Genomic DNA, 17,366 nt, shown 5'->3' with positions numbered 1-17,366 from the left:
ATCGTCACTTGTTGATGGTAACTTTAACGAAAACTCGTGAACTCGGCAGTACATTTATTTAAGAGAGCAATATGAAGTTGAAATGGATAGGGGTACTTTTAGGCTTTGCATTACTGCCCAAGGTTTATGGCGCAGAGGTAGCCGTACCCGATAACACTCCAAAGGACGGGGCTTCAGCTGTAAAAATTACTTACGAAGATCCAAGAGATCCCTTTGAAGGGTTCAACCGCGCCATGTGGGACTTTAACTATCTGTTTCTCGATAGGTACCTATACCGGCCCGTTGCACATGGTTATAACGATTATATCCCGTTGCCTGCTAAAACAGGGATTAATAACTTTGTGCAAAACTTGGAAGAACCCAGCAGCGTGGTAAACAACTTATTGCAAGGCAAATGGGGTTGGGCGGCGAATGCGGGTGGTCGTTTTACGGTTAACACGACGATAGGGTTACTAGGCGTTATTGATGTGGCTGATATGATGGGAATGCCACGTAAGCAGGACGAGTTTAACGAAGTGTTGGGCTATTACGGTGTACCTAATGGTCCCTATTTTATGGCACCCTTTGCTGGTCCATATGTTGTTCGTGAACTCGCATCAGATTGGGTTGATGGTCTATACTTTCCACTATCTGAACTCACAGTGTGGCAATCCGTGGTTAAATGGGGCCTTAAAAGCTTACATGCTAGAGCCTCGGCAATTGACCAGGAAAGACTTGTTGATAATGCGCTCGATCCCTATGCCTTCGTGAAAGATGCGTACTTACAACACATGGACTATAAGGTCTATGATGGCAATGTTCCTCAAAAACAAGAAGATGATGAGTTACTCGACCAGTACATGCAGGAACTTGAGTAAGCTCATGCGCTAACTTGGCTGCAGGCATGAATATGCAGCCAAGCCCATGCCGTATAAATGATTCTTCCCATGTCATCATTGAATGATTGCTGTTGCAGTAAACGTTATGCGGGAATCTTTATGGCGTTAAATGGTGTTTCAATTCTGTGGGTTGAAGATGACCCAGTATTCAGGCAAATCGTTGCTACCTTTCTAAATGGTCGCGGTGCACAGGTAGTGCAGGCTGGCGATGGAGAGCAGGGGCTGATTCATTTCAAGCAACAACGTTTCGATATCATACTTGCCGATTTGAGTATGCCAAAGCTTGGTGGCTTAGATATGCTTAAGGAAATGAGCAGGTTAGAGCCATTAGTGCCTTCTATTGTTATTTCAGGTAACAATGTTATGGCGGATGTCGTCGAGGCGCTGCGCATCGGTGCGAGTGATTATTTGGTTAAACCTGTTGCTGATCTCTTTATTATCGAGCAAGCCATTCAACAAGGGCTGCAGCGAAATCATCCCGATGATATTACTCAGGCAGACTTTGATGCTTTATCTCACCAAGAGTTGAATGATAATTTAGCCTTATTAGAACAAAGTGTTGAAGCGGCTAAGCAAGTTCAGCAGCAACTTTTCCCTGCTTCAAATATCAGTTATCCCGCCGCCAAAGTTGATTACAGCTTATTTAAAAGCAGTGATATCAGTAGCTACTTTATTGACTCAACAATGGTGGGCAGTGATCATTTGATTATGTATATGGCCCACCTCTATCCCGAAGACAATCGCGCGGCGTTTGCTTGTGTTTTGCTACGCAGTTTTGTCAACCAAAAGCTGAAAAGTTATCGAAGTGGTCAGAGTAAAACCATTATCGAGCCGTTCAATATGCTGAGCTACTTGAATGAGCGTTTGGTAAAGTCCGGTTTGGATATCACAGTAGATATTGTTTATGTCGCAATCGAATTAACTCGTTATCGTGCAGCCATTGCCCTAGCAGGCAAGGGACTGAGGTGCTATTTGCGTAATGACAAAGGCTTAAGTCCATTGGCTATTTCAGAAAGTTTACCACTAGGGGTATTAGATTGGGGTAAACCGAGTGTTCAGTTTCGAACGATTCTGCCCCAGGAGCAACTTTGTATCGCAACCAATGAGCCTGAACATAAGCAGCAGTTATTAGATAATCAATTTAAAGGATTAGTCTACAATTCAAACTTGCCTGCGGGTGGTTTTATTCAATTAAGTTTATAAGAAGATAAGATGCTAGGACGCAGCCAAAAGCGCTACAGCTAGGCCATTGCGTAGCTCGAGAAGCCTAGACTCTAGCACCTAGCACCTAGAACCTAGAACCTAGCACCTAGAACCTAGAACCTAGCACCTAGAACCTAGAACCTAGCACCTAGCACCTAGAACCTAGTCCCCATGTTCTAATTTGTCAGTGTGCGAAACATCCCATCTCTAACCTCAACGTGTTTTGGGAGCAAAGCAATAAAAAACGCTGCATTTCTGCAGCGTTTTTATCGAATATAGAATTATTCAGGATGGGTAGAAGCGTCCTATCAGGGCGAAGCCCTATCTGCTTTTTCTCGCAGCTAAGTCACCTAGAGCAGCGCATTTGGCTGCGTCCTAGCTTCTAGCTGCGTTATCTTTTAATGGCTTCGTGTTCAGCGGTTACCGCAATTTCATCTTCTAATGCTTCGGCTTCATTGTGATGCTTGCTTTCCGCACCGTGCATCCAATCGACTAATTTGTCTGCCATAAAGTATAAGATCACACCAGAAAGTGCTGCGGTAATCGCAATACCCGAGAAGATAGCCATTGCATTGGCAAGTTGTTCTTCTTTTTCGCCGCCATGGCCAATAAAGGAACCCACCACACCACCAATTTTGTTAGCAGCAGCCACAAAGAGGAACCAAGAACCCATCATTAACGAAGCGATGCGTAGTGGAGCTAACTTAGTGACCATAGATAAACCAATAGGCGATAAGCAAAGTTCACCCATGGTATGGAAGAAATAAGCGCCAACCAACCACCACATGCTTGATTTAGCTGTAGCGTCACCGCCCATTTCGACAACGGCACCGATCATAAATAAGAAGCCAACGGCTAACAGTACTAAGCCTAAAGCAAACTTAATCGGGGAGTTAGGTTCGTTCTTACCTAAACGTACCCAAATCGAAGCAACAACAGGGGCGAAAATAACGATAAACATTGCGTTTAAGGATTGGAACCAAGTGGTTGGTACTTCCCATGTGCCGATCATGCGGTCGGTAAAGTCGTTCGTGAACAAGTTCATCAGGCCGCCAGCTTGCTCGAAGCCCGCCCAGAAAATAATAGTAAATAAACCCATCACCATGATGACTTTAATACGGTCACGTTCAACCTTCGTCAGTGGTTCTTTACGGACTTCTCCTTTTTCTGCTGCTTTTTGCTTTTCAAGCTTAGCAGCAGGAGTTCTACCGATATCACCAAGTAACTTTTGTGCAAACACAAGCTGGATAATTAACGACAGGATCATACCGATACCTGCGCAGATAAAACCAGCTTGGAAATTACCATCATAAGCGGCAACTACTGAGCCTACGATAATACCTGAGAGGAAAGCACCAACGTTGATCCCCATATAGAAAATAGTGAAAGCACCGTCACGGCGGTGATCTCCTTCTTGGTACAGATCGCCCACCATAGTAGAAATATTTGGTTTAAACAGGCCGTTACCTAAGATTAACGTGCCTAAGCCGACGTAGAATACTTCGGTTTCCATCCCAGGTACCCACGCATGGGGCGTACCTAAAATAAATTGACCAGCCGCCATTAAAGTACCGCCAATCATAATGGCCCGGCGTTGGCCTAGAAAGGTATCTGCTAACCAACCACCTAGAAGTGGGGTCAAATAAACAAGCCCAGTGAAGGTGCCATATAACGAAATTGCATCAGCTTGGCTCCAACCTAAACCGTGTCCACCTTCGCTTTGCACTTTATCAACTAAGTACAGTACTAAAATGGCACGCATTGCATAATAACTAAAACGTTCCCAGAGTTCTGTTGTAAACAGTAGGAACAGACCTTTGGGATGGCCAAGCATTGTCCCTTGTGGTTTTGCTACGCTCATGAAGTTTCCACCTTAAGCTCGTGATTGCCTGTGGCGCCCCTGAAACAGGATGATGTCACCACAGAAAAATGATTGTTGCTCTTCTCATTTATCTTGAGTCAATTCGATATTTAGCTCTAGCTTAAAAGCATGAGTAAATTGTTGAATTACTGAGATTTAAGTATGAGTTATTGTTACGTTCTTATAATAAAAGTAATATTTTAAGCGTTAATTAGGATATTTTCGCTAAAATTCCCACCTTATATACCCTTTAAAAGTCACTAAAGTCAATTTTGACTTGCTAACTGGTGAGATTATCTGCAACTCGTCGCTAAATATCGATTTATGTTGATTTTCCTAATATATCGGTACTTTGTTTAGATACCGAACAGCAAGGGTTTTAAGGCAAAAAACTGCTTCCATCCGTCTTGACAACTTTGTTATGATTGCGACCCGTGAATGGACGTCACTTAACATAGGGTAGTGAGATTAATCGATGAAGGCATGGTACCTTTTGTACTGTAAACCTCGTAGTGAAACGAGGGCACAACAAAATTTAGCTCTTCAAAATTTAGAGACATATTTACCAATGGTCTCTGAAGAAAAATCTCAACGCGGTCAGAAGCGGATCTGTCGTGTGCCTTTATTCCCAAATTATTTGTTTATCAATTTTGACCCAAGCCAAACTAGCGTTAAGCAAGTCCACTCTACTCGCGGTGTGAGTCGTATAGTCAATTGTCAGGAAAGAATGACACCCATTGATGACCGAGTCATTCACGCCATTCGCATGAAAGAATTAACGCCTTCCCAATCTGTTTTAGACACTCCGTTAGAGCTAAAAACAGGGGAGAAAATTCGTTTTAAAGACGGCCCGTTTGCAGACTTAGAAGCTATTTTTCAAGAGAAATGCCCAAACAAACGTTGCCACGTTTTATTTAATATTATGGGACAGATCAATATGTTAACTGTGCCAGAACAGTCTGTAGAACGAGTGTGAGTTGTGAACTATTTTACTATGTTGATTAAGACTTTAGCTTAGAGTTGTGTAAGACATTTGCCATAGCCTGAGTTATTTCATTTCAAGTAATATAGAGCTTGAAATTAAAAATATATAATTTTCAGTGTGTTATATTTGTTTGTGCATTGAGGTGGTATCACAAAACTAAATTTGCACCATTAAAAGTTAAACATAATTTGTGTGCATGTTTTTTGAGCAAACGACGTAGTGGTTTGGCTGTACAATTTTTGCCGCTGAACTAAATTGTGTGCAACAAAAGTTTTACTTGTTTTTTACGCTGTGGCATATGAGGCTCGCGGGCTTAAATTGCCAGCAGGGCTTAGGTCTTTTGAAGATGGTAGCCAAACTAAAGATGGTTAACTGATAAGTTTGGGACTTTAGAAAGCCAACAATTAAAAACAGCAAGTAACAAATGCTAAGGTTTTGAAAAATTAGAATATTCGCAGCGCGAAGGGCAATATAGAGGCCGCAATCTATGGGCGGTAGCGTGCCTGAAAGGCATCGAATGAATAGTTTCATTCGTTAAGCGGACGCCGAAGGCCTCCGGCCGCCACGCGGATCGGTAGCGTGCCTGAAAGGCATCGAATGAATAGTTTCATTCGTTAAGCGGACGCCGCAAATAATTGTCTGGAACAATTATTAACAGCGTTAGCTGATCCGAAGGATGAAGTGCTGGATGCACTGAATAAGCCCTCTGGCCGCCACGCGATAGAAGTGTCAGGAACACTTCAAAATTGCTTTAGCAAGCCCTCAGGGTGGAGTATACGGATATACGGAATAATCGGTAGCGTGTCTGAAAAAAGAAGGACGTTGCTTCGCAACTGCGAGGACGAAGCAAAAAAGCGCTGCTCTAGGACGCTACTACGGTGGCGCTAGAATCTAGAAGGAGCGTAGCGACGCTCTGCTTTATCATTGTTTTTCATCTTTAAACCCAATCGGAGATATCTGGTGTTACAACAACTTAAAAAATACATCAAAGCGGCCCCTAGAGTCGCGATATTCGCAAGCATGAGTGCTGCAATATTGATGGGCGCTCAGGCGCAAGCCGTTACGCCCTCTCCGCAGATGATTGAACAATTCAAACAATTACCCAAAGCAGAACAACAGCGCTTAGCGAGACAGTACGGAATTGATCCCAGTATGATTTCCGGTAGTCAAGCTCAGCCGCAGATAGCAAATCCGCAGGTTGTTTCCGAACGTGACATGCAACCAGAGCGCATCAATGCGGCAAGTGATAAGAAAGAAAAAGCGGAATTAGATTTTTCTGCGGATTCTTCCAACCTTAAACTACGTCGCTTTGGCTATGAAATGTTTGCTGGTGAGCCTAGCACCTTTGCGCCTGTATCTGATGTGCCAGTCCCTGGGGAATATCTTGTCGGTCCAGGCGATAACATCAAAGTACAGCTTTATGGGAAAGAGAATAAAGAATACGACTTAGTAATTAATCGCGAAGGAGTCATTCAATTCCCCGAATTAGGGCCCATTCCTGTAAATGGGTTAACGTTCTCTGAGTTAAGAGAAACGCTGGGGCAGCGTATTCAACAACAAATGATTGGTATTGAATCCAATATCACCATGGGGGAATTGCGCTCTATTCGTATATTTGTGGCGGGTGATGCTTACAAACCTGGTTCATATACGGTTTCTAGTTTATCGACTATCACCCAAGCGTTATTTGTTGCTGGTGGTGTTAACGAAATTGGCTCATTACGGAATGTACAACTTAAACGTAATGGCAAACTTGTCGGTACATTAGACTTATATGATCTGCTGTTAAAAGGGGATGCATCGGGCGACCTGCGCTTACGTTCTGGAGATGTCGTCTTTATTCCTTCAATTGGTGGCCTTGTTAGCGTCTCAGGTGAAGTAAGACGTCCAGCTATTTATGAGTTAAAAAATAACGAAACCATGGCGGATGTTATCGCCATGGCCGCGGGTTTAAATCCTGGCGCCTATCCTAAAAGCAGTTCGGTTGAGCGTTACAACAGTAAATCGCTAAAAACAGTCATCAATGTCGACCTTACTAGCGAACAGGGCAAAATGACATTAGCCAAAGCGGGTGATGTTATTCGTGTTAAAAACGCTTCTGAACAGTTTGAAAGCGCCGTGACCGTAGTCGGTGCTGTCGTACGTCCTGGTAAATATCAATGGTTTTCCGGACAAAAAATCAGTGATGTTTTTCCCTCAATTTGGGGGGATTTAGCCATTTCTGCTGATTTAGATTATGCCTTAGTGGTTCGTGAAGTGAACCAATATGGTGATATTGAAGTTCGTCAGTTTTCACCGGGTAAAGCTATTAATGACAAAAATAGTGACCAAGATATCGCTTTAAATCCCCGTGATAAAATCATTATTTTTAATTTTTCTGACGATGTACAAAATCGTTTCGAGCTGAATAAATTAGTTAAACAGCGCGTAGAGAAGGTAACCTCTTTAAACACGAATTCTCTGATCAGTTCTGATTTATTCAAAGCAGGGTTTGTTCAGCTTGATAAAAGTAGATTAACTCAGCGTACGCAGTTGGCTGGAGTGGTTGTTACTGATAAAACTGAGTCAGAAGATGTGGCTGTGGTTAAAGGTGTCGTCAACAAAATGTTGGCAAACTTATTTGATGATACAGAGTTACTCAAACTCAGTAATCAAATGGCTCGCCAAGAATTACTCTATCCGGTCATGGTTAAGCTTAATAACCAGGGGCGAGCAGGAGCTGGGATTCAGGTTGTCGGGATTGATGGTCAGGTACGTTTACCCGGTCTGTACCCATTAACCGCAGGTGCAAGAGTCAATGATTTAGTTGTTGCTGCTGGTGGCTTGAAAGAAGGTGCTTACACAACTAGAGCCGAATTAACATCAACGGTAGTTGATAATTCAGGTTCTAAAACTGAGCATAAAAATATTGACCTTGCTTTAGCACTGCAAAATAACTCAAGTGCTAATTTATTGTTATCTGGCAGAGATATTCTTACTGTGATGACAACGCCAGATTGGCAAGAGACCAAAGTGGTTGAGGTCAGAGGCGAGGTTAAATTCCCTGGCCGTTACAATATTCGCCGTGGTGAAACCTTAAGTGACTTAATCACCCGTGTGGGTGGCTTTACCGAATATGCGGCATTACCTTCAGCAGTCTTTGTACGTGAGTCTGTGCGCCAACAAGAGCAGATTGAAATCAAAAAGCTGGCAGACCAACTGCGTCGTGATATAGCTACCCGCGGGATTTCAAAGGATGGCACGGTAGTTAATTATGCTGATGCACAGTTAATGCTAACCGACCTTGAAAATATTAAAGCGGTTGGCCGTTTAGTCGTGGATTTACCCGCAATTTCACTTGGTATTACTCAGGCTGATTTGCAGTTAGAAGATGCTGACATTTTATATGTTCCTTCAACTAAGCAAACGATTGCAGTAATGGGTGAAGTTCAGCATCCTGCAACCCATAGGTTTAAAGAAGGTTTAACGATAGACCAGTATCTAGCCATGTCTGGTGGTGCAAGAGAACGTGCTGATGAGGGAAGAACCTATGTTATTCAGGCTAATGGTTCAGTTCTAATGCCTTCGCGTTCAAGCTGGTTCAGCGGTGGTGATCAATTGCAACCTGGTGATACCGTAATTGTGCCATTAGATACCGAGTACAAAGATAACCTTACACTCTGGTCGCAAGTGACTGGCATTATCTATAACACCGCAGTTGCTATCTCAGCCATCTCTGGGCTGTAAAAATAATGAGCTAGAAAGGCATTAGGCCTCTAATTTGCTTATAGCTCGCCCTAGGTTCAGTGCCTAGGGCATATAACCTAGAATCTGAAGAACCAATGAACACACAAATTACTCAAAATCCAAATATACATCAATCCGATGCCAGATTCCCTCAAGTGCAAGACGACGAAATCGATCTTCGCGAACTGTTCTCCGTCATCTGGCGTGGTAAATGGATTATTTTGGTTGTTACCGCTTTATTTGCAGTTGGTGCAGTGGTCTTTGCCATAAAGCAACCTAATATCTATAAATCCGAAGCGCTGCTTGCTCCCGCAGCAGAGGAGCAAGGTGGTGGTTTAAGTGCGTTAGCTTCTCAGTTTGGTGGTCTAGCTAGCCTTGCAGGCGTGAATCTGGGTAGCAAAGGCGGTACAGATAAAACCGAATTGGCAATTGAGGTCTTAAAGTCTCGCCAATTTACCAGTGATTTTATTCAAAAGCACAATATCCTTGCCGATTTAATGGCGGCAGAAAAATGGGATAGGGATGCAGATAAACTTATCTATGATCCTGAGCTATACAACCAGCAAACCAATACTTGGGTGCGCGAAGTGAAAGCGCCATTTAAACCTGAGCCATCAATGCAAGAGGCATACAAAGTCTTTAGCAAAATGATTGTTGTCAATAAAGCCAAAGATACGGGAATGGTGACTTTATCAGTTGAGCATTTATCCCCGACGGTCGCGCAGCAATGGGTCACTTGGTTAATTAAAGATATTAATAAGGTGATGAAGGACCGTGATGTAGCAGAAGCACACCGCAGTACTGAGTTTTTAAATAAGCAAATCGCTTTAACTAATGTCGCAGATATAAAAACCGTACTTTATAAACTCATTGAAGAACAGGCAAAAACCATTATGTTTGCCGAAGTACGTGATGAATACGTTTTCAAAACCATTGACCCTGCATTAGCGCCTGAAGAAAAGGCTAAGCCAAAACGCGCATTAATTTGTGTATTAGGCACCATACTTGGTGTCATGTTGGGTATGATGCTCGTATTGGTAAGACATTTTGTAAGAAAAGAAGATAACCTAGAATCCAGAATTTAGAAATTGTGCGGGAGCGCACTAATATCCTTCTTACTTAAATAAGCGAATTATTTTAATTTTTTCGAGGTCTTTTGTTGTGAAAATCCTTGTAACTGGCGGCGCCGGTTTTATTGGCTCAGCAGTCGTTCGTCATATCATCAGCAACACTCACGATAGCGTAATTAACCTTGATAAACTGACCTATGCAGGCAATTTAGAATCCTTGGTGAGCGTGGCGGCAAGCGAGCGTTACGCATTTGAGCAAGTAGATATTTGTGACCGAGTTGAATTAGATAGAGTATTTGCTAAGCATCAACCCGATGCCGTTATGCATTTGGCGGCAGAATCCCATGTTGATCGCTCAATTATCGGCCCTGCAGATTTTATTCAAACTAATATTGTTGGCACTTACACGCTGCTCGAAGCTGCTCGCCATTACTGGATGCAACTTGATGCTGAGCGTAAAGCTGTATTCCGTTTCCATCATATCTCCACCGATGAAGTATATGGCGATTTACTGCATCCAGATGAAGTGGCGGCAGACTCTGAACTGCCTTTATTCACCGAAAGCACACCTTATGCGCCCAGCAGCCCTTATTCTGCTTCTAAAGCTTCGAGCGATCACCTAGTACGAGCATGGTTACGTACCTATGGTTTACCGACTATTGTGACTAATTGTTCCAATAACTATGGCCCTTATCATTTTCCAGAAAAGTTAATTCCTCTGGTAATCCTTAATGCACTTGAAGGCAAGCCATTGCCCATTTACGGTAAAGGCGATCAAATCCGTGATTGGCTATATGTCGAAGACCATGCTCGAGCGTTATACAAAGTCGTTACCGAAGGTAAGGTTGGTGAAACCTACAATATAGGTGGCCATAACGAAAAGCAGAACTTAGAAGTGGTTCAAACCATTTGCCGCATCTTAGATTCATTAGTGCCTCAAAACACACCTTACGCTGAGCAAATTACCTATGTCACTGATAGACCTGGCCATGATCGCCGTTATGCCATTGATGCAAGCAAAATGAGTGCAGAGCTTAATTGGCAGCCACAAGAGACTTTTGAAACGGGTCTACGCAAAACTGTCGAGTGGTATTTAGCTAACCAAGAATGGTGCCAGCATGTACAGGATGGTACTTATCAGCGTGAGCGTTTAGGCATTTAATCCTTTTAACAATTTTGTTTTAATACCCTTATTTTTCTTTAAATCTAGGGCCTATTTATCTTGGAGCTTATTTTTTAATGAAAGGAATTATTCTCGCTGGTGGCTCTGGCACTCGTTTATATCCCATTACTAAAGGCGTATCTAAGCAATTATTGCCTGTCTACGATAAGCCAATGATTTATTACCCTATTTCTGTGCTTATGCTGGCAGGTATCCGAGATATTCTAATTATTACTACACCAGAGGATCAATCTTCATTTCAGCGCCTACTTGGTGACGGTAGTGAATTTGGTATCAGTTTGCAATATGCAGTTCAAGCAACACCTGATGGCCTAGCGCAAGCCTTTATCATTGGTGAAGAGTTTATTGGCAATGATAATGTGTGTTTAGCGCTTGGTGATAATATCTTTTGGGGACAAGGTTTTTCACCAATACTTAAAAAAGCCGCCGCGAGACCAACCGGTGCATCTGTATTTGGTTATCAAGTTAAAGATCCTGAGCGTTTTGGAGTCGTGGAATTCGATCAAGATCTAAAAGCTATTTCGATTGAAGAAAAACCCCAAAAACCTAAATCTAATTTTGCGGTTACAGGACTGTATTTTTACGATAACCGAGTTGTTAATATCGCTAAAAATGTCAAACCCTCAGAACGCGGTGAGTTAGAAATCACCAGTATTAATCAAGCCTATCTTGAAATGGGTGAGTTAAATGTTGAGCTGCTAGGTCGTGGTTTTGCTTGGTTAGATACTGGCACCTATGAAAGTCTGTTAGAAGCCGCATCATTTGTTGAAACCATCGAAAAAAGACAGGGCTTTAAGATAGCTTGCTTAGAGGAAATTGCATGGCGCAATCATTGGCTAAGTAATGAACAAATACTCAAAGTTGCAAATGAAATGTCCAAGAATAGTTATGGACAATATCTAAGTTCATTACTCGAATGAAGGAGTTAATGGTGAGCTTAATTAAATTAATTGAGTTTAAAAATCTTGGTGATGAAAGAGGGAATTTAGTTTCATTTGAAGGTAATAAAAATATCCCTTTTGAAATAAAACGTGTTTATTGTATTTATGCCACTAAACAGAATGTGGTTAGAGGCTTACATGCCCATAAAAAACTTAAACAGGTTGCAATAGCTTTAAAGGGTAGCTGTAAGTTCGTATTGGATGACGGCTTAAAACGTGAAGAGATTCTTTTAGACATACCTACACATGGCCTATTAATTGACTCATGCACATGGCGAGAAATGCATGATTTTTCGGATGACTGTGTATTGATGGTTTTAGCAAGCGATATATATGATGAAGATGATTACATTCGTGATTATCAAAATTTCTTACAGGAAATTAAAAAATGTTAAAAAAAATTATTTTAGATAAATTTAATGAAGCTTTGGCTCAAACAAATGCAAATAAGTCATATGATAATTTAAGTGATGACACTATTTTACTAGAGACAGAACTTGATTCACTAGGTTTTGCAATTTTGGTCGCTCTCTTGGAAGAGGAACTAGATTACGATCCATTTCAGTTGATGGAAGATGCTGTGTATCCTCAAACTTTTGGCGAATTCGTAGCTATTTATGAAAAATACTCAAAGTAAAAATCAAGAGACACTTTTAGATTTTCTAAAGCGAGTACCGGCTCATAGAACGTGTATTGTTAATAATCGGGAAAGTGTTACCTATTCTGAAATGCTAGCTATTTCTAATAACTTCTTAGATAAATACTCAGCTTATAAGAATAGTAATATTGCTGTTAAATTTGGTTCTCGTGAGCTTGCTGCTAAGTTTTTACCCTCTATATCTTATCTAGCAAATAATTTATTAATTCTACCTGATTGATTGGATACAGTTACAGAACAAGAATTTTTTTTGAATGTAAGTGTAAATTATTATTTTAACTTTAGTGAGTCAAATGTTGAAGTTAAAATAATATCAGAACATCTATCAGATAGTTTTGAACGTAGATGGATACTTGCAACATCAGGCACTACAGGTACGCCAAAGTTAGTTTCTTATGAACTTGAGCGTCTTACTGGAACTGCTAAAACTGATGTGGAAAAAGGTGGCGAATATAACTGGGCACTCGTTTATGATATTAATCGGTTTGCTGGTTTACAAGTGTATTTTCAATCAATACGTTCTGGTTCTAAATTAACCATTCTAGAATCTAATTATAGCATACCTGAGATTATAGATTTACTAATTTCTACAAATGTAAATTGTTTGTCTGCTACACCCTCTTTTTATCGAAAGCTACTTATGGATCCTAGAAGTCATTCTATTAATTTAAAAAGGATTACGTTAGGTGGTGAAATTGCTGATCAAACAATTTTAAATACATTAAAAACTACCTATCACGAGGCTAAAATAACCCATATTTATGCTTCAACAGAGGCTGGTGTTGGGTTTAGTGTTAATGATCTGAGAGAAGGATTTCCTATTTCATTCTTGGATAAGCCATCATGTGAATCTCATTTTCAACCAAATATAAAGTTGAAAGATGGTGTGCTATGGATCAAATCTAAGAATTCATCTAATACGACTATAAGCGGTGTTTTGCAAATCGATGATGACGGATACATAAATACTGGTGATTTAGTTTCGATTGTTGATGATAGAGTTATATTCATGGGACGCGAAAGTGGTACGATCAATGTTGGAGGTAATAAGGTTTTACCAGAAGAAATTGAACGGATCATTTTAAAACATGATGCAGTATCTGAATGTCATGCATTTGGTAAAAAAAATTCAATGATGGGTATGTTAGTTGCGTGCAATATAGTTCTTAAGGAATCTTTTAACGACCATAGTCAACTTAAGAAAGACATACAGTCTTTTTGCTATTCACAATTAGAACCATTTAAGGTTCCAGCTTTGATTAAATTTGTTGATCAAATTGAGAAAAATTCTGTTGGAAAAATCATGAGAGGTAAAGCTTCATGAGAGTAGTTATAGTAACAGGTTCAAGTAAGGGATTAGGACTAGCAATTTCAAAAAAGCTTCTTGAAAGTAATTACAAAGTGGTTGGAATTAGCCGCACAGAAGGCGATTTTCATCAATTGAGAGTTGCTTATCCTGAGCATGCTTTTTTTTATGAGTACGATTTTTCTGAGACTGAAGGTATCTCAAATTTAGTCAAAAAAATATTAAAAGATCATGGGCGACCTTACGGCTTAATAAACAATGCAGCTATTGGTCATGATGGTGTTTTAGCGACAATGCATGAAAAAGATATTAGTCAACTAATTATTACTAATATTATGTCACCTATTTTGCTAACAAAATATGTAAGTCGTGCCATGTTATTAAATCAGTGTGGTCGAATTGTAAATGTTGGTTCGATTATTGGAAGCACTGGTTTTAACGGATTAAGTGTTTATGGGGCATCTAAGTCAGCATTATCCGGCTTTACAAAATCCCTCTCAAGGGAAGTTGGAAAAGCGAATATCACCGTAAATACTCTAGCTCCTGGTTATATGGAGACTGCAATGACAGCAGGTCTTCAAGGTGAGAAATTGCAGTCAATTAAAAGAAGAAGTCCACTTGGGCGTCTAGCAAATGTTGACGATGCCGCAGCTGCCGCTGTTTTTTTACTCTCTGATGGTGCAAGCTCTATAACAGGGACAACTATTACAGTTGATGCGGGGAGTACTGCTTAATGTCGGTATTGATTCACCCTTCAGCGATTATTTCACCTTTAGCAACTTTAGAAGATAACGTTGAGATTGGACCTTTTACGGTAATACATGAAAATGTGTATTTAAGTTCAGGCTGTCGCATTGGTGCCTATTGTGAATTAGGTCTTCCTTCTCCATTAGCAGCAGAGAAAGAATTAAAGTTTGGTAAAAATTGCAATATTAGAAGTCATAATGTCTTCTATTCTGGCTCTAAAATAGGGGACTCTCTTAATACTGGTCATTATGTTAGTGTTAGAGAAAATAGTATAATAGGTGATGGATGCCAGTTGGGGAATCGTTCCGATGTACAAGGTGATTGTGTAATTGGAAATTATACTAAATGCCATGCTGATGTGCATATTGGTAAAATGTCAAGAATTGGTAACTATGTTTGGCTCTTTCCTGAAGTGCTACTGACTAATGATCCTACACCTCCAAGTACCGATCTTATTGGTGTAACTATTGATGATTTTGCAGTCTTAGCTGCAAAAGTTCTCGTGCTTCCTGGAGTTAGTATTGGTAAAGATTGTGTAGTAGCCGCAGGTTCTGTTGTTAAAGAAAATATTCCTGAGGGCAAATTAGCGAGCGGAAATCCAATAAAAATAATCTGTGATTCTAAAATTTTACGAATGCACAATAATCCTAAGTTAAAGGCATATCCATGGCGTAATCGATTTCATAGAGGTTATCCAGAGGAGGTCGTTGAAACTTGGTTGAATGACGTTAAAGAGAAATAACATGATAGTTCCTTTTTTAGATTTACAAAAAATTAATCAACAATATCAATCTGAATTAAAAGAAGCTTGTAGCAGAGTGATCGATTCAGGTTGGTATATTATGGGTAATGAACTTGCTCAATTTGAAGCTGAATTTGCATCTTATTGTGGAACAAAGCATTCTCTTGGTGTTGCGAATGGGTTGGATGCTTTAATCTTAGTCATCCGAGCATGGAAGGAGTTGGGTAAACTACAAGCCGGTGACGAAGTGATTGTTCAGGCCAATACTTATATAGCATCTGTGTTAGCGATTACAGAGAATGATTTAGTACCAGTATTAGTTGAACCAAACCCTGCTACCTATAATCTTGACCCACAAATTGTTCGCGACGCTATCACAGACAAAACAAAGTTAATTTTGCCAGTACATTTATATGGTCAACTTTCACCAATGCCTGAAATTATGGCTATTGCAAAAGAGTTTGGTTTATTAGTTTTAGAGGATTGTGCTCAAGCTCATGGTGCTGAAATAAATGGTAAACGAGCTGGTAATTGGGGCGATGCAGCTGGTTTTAGCTTTTATCCTGGAAAAAACTTAGGAGCCCTTGGTGATGCTGGAGCTATTACTACAAACGATGATCAATTAGCACAAACCCTAAAAGCGCTACGAAATTATGGATCCCATAAGAAGTATGAAAACCTCTATCAGGGGGTAAATAGTCGTTTAGACGAAATCCAAGCTGCTATGCTTCGCGTTAAATTGCAATATCTTTTGGATGAAACACAACGTCGTCAACAGATTGCAGCCATGTACTCTCAAGGAATAAGTAACAATAGAATTGTATTACCAATACAATACTCAGCGCTTTGTACTGAATACTATAAAGCCCATGTTTGGCATTTATATGTTATTCGCTGCCAAAAACGCGAGCAACTACAACAATGGCTAACTAAGAATGGGGTACAAAATTTAATACATTACCCAATACCACCCCATAAGCAAGTAGCATATTCAACATTTAACGCTTTACATTTACCAATAACTGAAAGTATTCATTCAGAAGTATTATCAATACCGATAGACCCTACTATGACGCAAAATGAAATTGATTATGTCATTAGTGTCATTAACCGTTTTGAAATATAAGAGTAATTGATTTTGAGCTTTTTGAGAGTCACGTCTTTAAATAGTATTTCTGTATTTGTTAAAATAGCAGTTATGTTATGGCTAAATAAAATTTTAGCAATTGCAGTTGGTCCATCAGGATATGCAGCGATTGGTCAATTTCAAAATGCTATACAAGTGATTACCTCTTTAAGTAATGGTGTGTCTCCTACTGGTATTATCAAATATACTGCTGAAAATACTGAGTCTGATGAAATACATCGTCTGTGGAAAACAGCAGGGACAACAACCTTGCTGTTTTCATTGATAGGTTCTTGCATTGTATATCTTAATAGTGAAGCTTTATCTGAATATATATTTAATTCAAAAGAATTAAAGTCTTGTTTTTATTGGTTAGCAATATCACTACCTTTTATTGCATTTAATGCATTATTTGTTGCTATTCTTAACGGAAAAAAAGAATTTAAAAGCTTAGTTGTGGCTAACATTCTTGGTAGTGTTTTATCCGCAATTTCAGTTCCGTTTCTCGTTTATTTCTATGAGCTGGAGGGGGCTTTGATCGGCTTGGCTATATATCAGGGTTTGGCCTTGTTCTCCACCATTTGGATTTGTAATAAACATCAATGGTTTCATTTTAAATTTTTTTTTGGCTATATCGAAAGAAAAGTTTTCCTTAAGTTGCTGAAGTATTTAGGTGCTGGTCTTATAACTGCTTTATCTGCACCAATTGCTTCAATATTTATTCGTGATTTGCTAACTCAAGACTTAGGTAGTAATGTTGCAGGGAATTGGGAAGCAATGCTAAGGCTTAGTAATGGGTATTTAATGCTAATCACCACAGCTGCTTCCGTTTATCTTTTACCAAGGTTTTCAGAGTTACAAGACCGTGAAGCTTTGTTGAGAGAACTTTTTAAATCAATTTTTATTACAGTTGTTATTTTGTTGTTGTTATTTCCTATAG

16 protein-coding genes are annotated in these 17,366 nt (G+C 40.0%); 15 read left to right on the top strand and 1 reads right to left on the bottom strand.

What is annotated here, in order from left to right; all coding sequences use genetic code 11:
* The first annotated feature begins 71 nt into the window (after nt 1-71).
* The gene (locus MMG82_RS09595; RefSeq protein WP_037424736.1) at nt 72-857 is read left to right on the top strand and encodes a VacJ family lipoprotein; all 786 of its coding nucleotides are present in this window, start codon (nt 72-74) and stop codon (nt 855-857) included.
* Nucleotides 858-977: 120 nt separating this feature from the next.
* Nucleotides 978-2,081, top strand: coding sequence for a response regulator (locus MMG82_RS09590; protein ID WP_037424734.1), 1,104 nt, complete (start codon nt 978-980; stop codon nt 2,079-2,081).
* A 391-nt stretch (nt 2,082-2,472) separates the two neighbouring features.
* Here MMG82_RS09590 and MMG82_RS09585 read toward each other — a convergent pair whose 3' ends face one another.
* Nucleotides 2,473-3,942: a peptide MFS transporter gene (locus MMG82_RS09585; protein ID WP_037420415.1), complete on the bottom strand. Its 1,470-nt coding sequence runs from the start codon at nt 3,940-3,942 to the stop codon at nt 2,473-2,475.
* A 475-nt stretch (nt 3,943-4,417) separates the two neighbouring features.
* Here MMG82_RS09585 and rfaH point away from each other — a divergent pair, with 475 nt between their 5' ends.
* The 13 genes from rfaH to MMG82_RS09520 all read left to right on the top strand — a co-directional run.
* Complete coding sequence (gene rfaH, locus MMG82_RS09580) at nt 4,418-4,918, top strand: transcription/translation regulatory transformer protein RfaH (protein WP_240293209.1); 501 nt, start codon at nt 4,418-4,420, stop codon at nt 4,916-4,918.
* Nucleotides 4,919-5,947: 1,029 nt separating this feature from the next.
* Complete coding sequence (locus MMG82_RS09575; protein ID WP_240293481.1) at nt 5,948-8,653, top strand: SLBB domain-containing protein; 2,706 nt, start codon at nt 5,948-5,950, stop codon at nt 8,651-8,653.
* A 95-nt stretch (nt 8,654-8,748) separates the two neighbouring features.
* The gene (locus MMG82_RS09570; RefSeq protein WP_240293210.1) at nt 8,749-9,738 is read left to right on the top strand and encodes a Wzz/FepE/Etk N-terminal domain-containing protein; all 990 of its coding nucleotides are present in this window, start codon (nt 8,749-8,751) and stop codon (nt 9,736-9,738) included.
* Between the two features lie 76 nt (nt 9,739-9,814).
* Nucleotides 9,815-10,885: a dTDP-glucose 4,6-dehydratase gene (gene rfbB / locus MMG82_RS09565; protein ID WP_240293211.1), complete on the top strand. Its 1,071-nt coding sequence runs from the start codon at nt 9,815-9,817 to the stop codon at nt 10,883-10,885.
* Nucleotides 10,886-10,962: 77 nt separating this feature from the next.
* The gene (gene rfbA / locus MMG82_RS09560) at nt 10,963-11,826 is read left to right on the top strand and encodes a glucose-1-phosphate thymidylyltransferase RfbA (protein ID WP_240293212.1); all 864 of its coding nucleotides are present in this window, start codon (nt 10,963-10,965) and stop codon (nt 11,824-11,826) included.
* Between the two features lie 8 nt (nt 11,827-11,834).
* The gene (locus MMG82_RS09555; protein ID WP_252977694.1) at nt 11,835-12,242 is read left to right on the top strand and encodes an FdtA/QdtA family cupin domain-containing protein; all 408 of its coding nucleotides are present in this window, start codon (nt 11,835-11,837) and stop codon (nt 12,240-12,242) included.
* Nucleotides 12,236-12,484 (top strand): hypothetical protein, encoded by a 249-nt coding sequence (locus MMG82_RS09550; RefSeq protein ID WP_047537106.1) that lies wholly within the window; start codon nt 12,236-12,238, stop codon nt 12,482-12,484. The genes MMG82_RS09555 and MMG82_RS09550 overlap by 7 nt, the downstream gene beginning before the upstream one ends.
* Complete coding sequence (locus MMG82_RS09545; protein WP_241406800.1) at nt 12,465-12,725, top strand: hypothetical protein; 261 nt, start codon at nt 12,465-12,467, stop codon at nt 12,723-12,725. The genes MMG82_RS09550 and MMG82_RS09545 overlap by 20 nt, the downstream gene beginning before the upstream one ends.
* Nucleotides 12,726-13,829 carry a class I adenylate-forming enzyme family protein gene (locus MMG82_RS09540; protein WP_241406799.1) on the top strand — a complete coding sequence of 368 codons (1,104 nt, stop codon included), beginning with the start codon at nt 12,726-12,728 and terminating at the stop codon, nt 13,827-13,829.
* Nucleotides 13,826-14,545, top strand: coding sequence for an SDR family oxidoreductase (locus MMG82_RS09535; protein WP_047537112.1), 720 nt, complete (start codon nt 13,826-13,828; stop codon nt 14,543-14,545). Before MMG82_RS09540 ends, MMG82_RS09535 begins: the two co-directional genes overlap by 4 nt.
* The gene (locus MMG82_RS09530) at nt 14,545-15,300 is read left to right on the top strand and encodes an acyltransferase (RefSeq protein ID WP_240293214.1); all 756 of its coding nucleotides are present in this window, start codon (nt 14,545-14,547) and stop codon (nt 15,298-15,300) included. Before MMG82_RS09535 ends, MMG82_RS09530 begins: the two co-directional genes overlap by 1 nt.
* Before the next feature lie 4 nt (nt 15,301-15,304).
* Nucleotides 15,305-16,426, top strand: coding sequence for a DegT/DnrJ/EryC1/StrS family aminotransferase (locus MMG82_RS09525; RefSeq protein WP_240293482.1), 1,122 nt, complete (start codon nt 15,305-15,307; stop codon nt 16,424-16,426).
* Between the two features lie 72 nt (nt 16,427-16,498).
* The coding region (locus tag MMG82_RS09520) for an oligosaccharide flippase family protein (protein WP_241406798.1) at nt 16,499-17,366 on the top strand (868 nt) is incomplete at its 3' end.

Origin of the sequence: Shewanella sp. MM_2022_3, from assembly GCF_022557375.1 — a bacterium.
Classification (GTDB): Bacteria; Pseudomonadota; Gammaproteobacteria; order Enterobacterales; family Shewanellaceae; genus Shewanella; species Shewanella xiamenensis.
The sequence above is the reverse complement of the archived record's forward strand: the minus strand, read 5'-3'. Positions and strand labels throughout refer to the sequence as shown.

What these genes read in the sequence shown, in the direction of transcription:
- MMG82_RS09590 (WP_037424734.1), top strand. Translation starts at nt 978, where the DNA reads ATGGCGTTAAATGGTGTTTCAATTCTGTGGGTTGAAGATGACCCAGTA.
- MMG82_RS09570 (WP_240293210.1), top strand. Translation starts at nt 8,749, where the DNA reads ATGAACACACAAATTACTCAAAATCCAAATATACATCAATCCGATGCC.
- rfaH (WP_240293209.1), top strand. Translation starts at nt 4,418, where the DNA reads ATGAAGGCATGGTACCTTTTGTACTGTAAACCTCGTAGTGAAACGAGG.
- MMG82_RS09550 (WP_047537106.1), top strand. Translation starts at nt 12,236, where the DNA reads ATGTTAAAAAAAATTATTTTAGATAAATTTAATGAAGCTTTGGCTCAA.
- MMG82_RS09595 (WP_037424736.1), top strand. Translation starts at nt 72, where the DNA reads ATGAAGTTGAAATGGATAGGGGTACTTTTAGGCTTTGCATTACTGCCC.
- MMG82_RS09585 (WP_037420415.1), bottom strand. Translation starts at nt 3,942, where the DNA reads ATGAGCGTAGCAAAACCACAAGGGACAATGCTTGGCCATCCCAAAGGT.
- MMG82_RS09530 (WP_240293214.1), top strand. Translation starts at nt 14,545, where the DNA reads ATGTCGGTATTGATTCACCCTTCAGCGATTATTTCACCTTTAGCAACT.
- MMG82_RS09575 (WP_240293481.1), top strand. Translation starts at nt 5,948, where the DNA reads ATGAGTGCTGCAATATTGATGGGCGCTCAGGCGCAAGCCGTTACGCCC.
- rfbA (WP_240293212.1), top strand. Translation starts at nt 10,963, where the DNA reads ATGAAAGGAATTATTCTCGCTGGTGGCTCTGGCACTCGTTTATATCCC.
- MMG82_RS09545 (WP_241406800.1), top strand. Translation starts at nt 12,465, where the DNA reads ATGAAAAATACTCAAAGTAAAAATCAAGAGACACTTTTAGATTTTCTA.
- MMG82_RS09535 (WP_047537112.1), top strand. Translation starts at nt 13,826, where the DNA reads ATGAGAGTAGTTATAGTAACAGGTTCAAGTAAGGGATTAGGACTAGCA.
- MMG82_RS09555 (WP_252977694.1), top strand. Translation starts at nt 11,835, where the DNA reads ATGGTGAGCTTAATTAAATTAATTGAGTTTAAAAATCTTGGTGATGAA.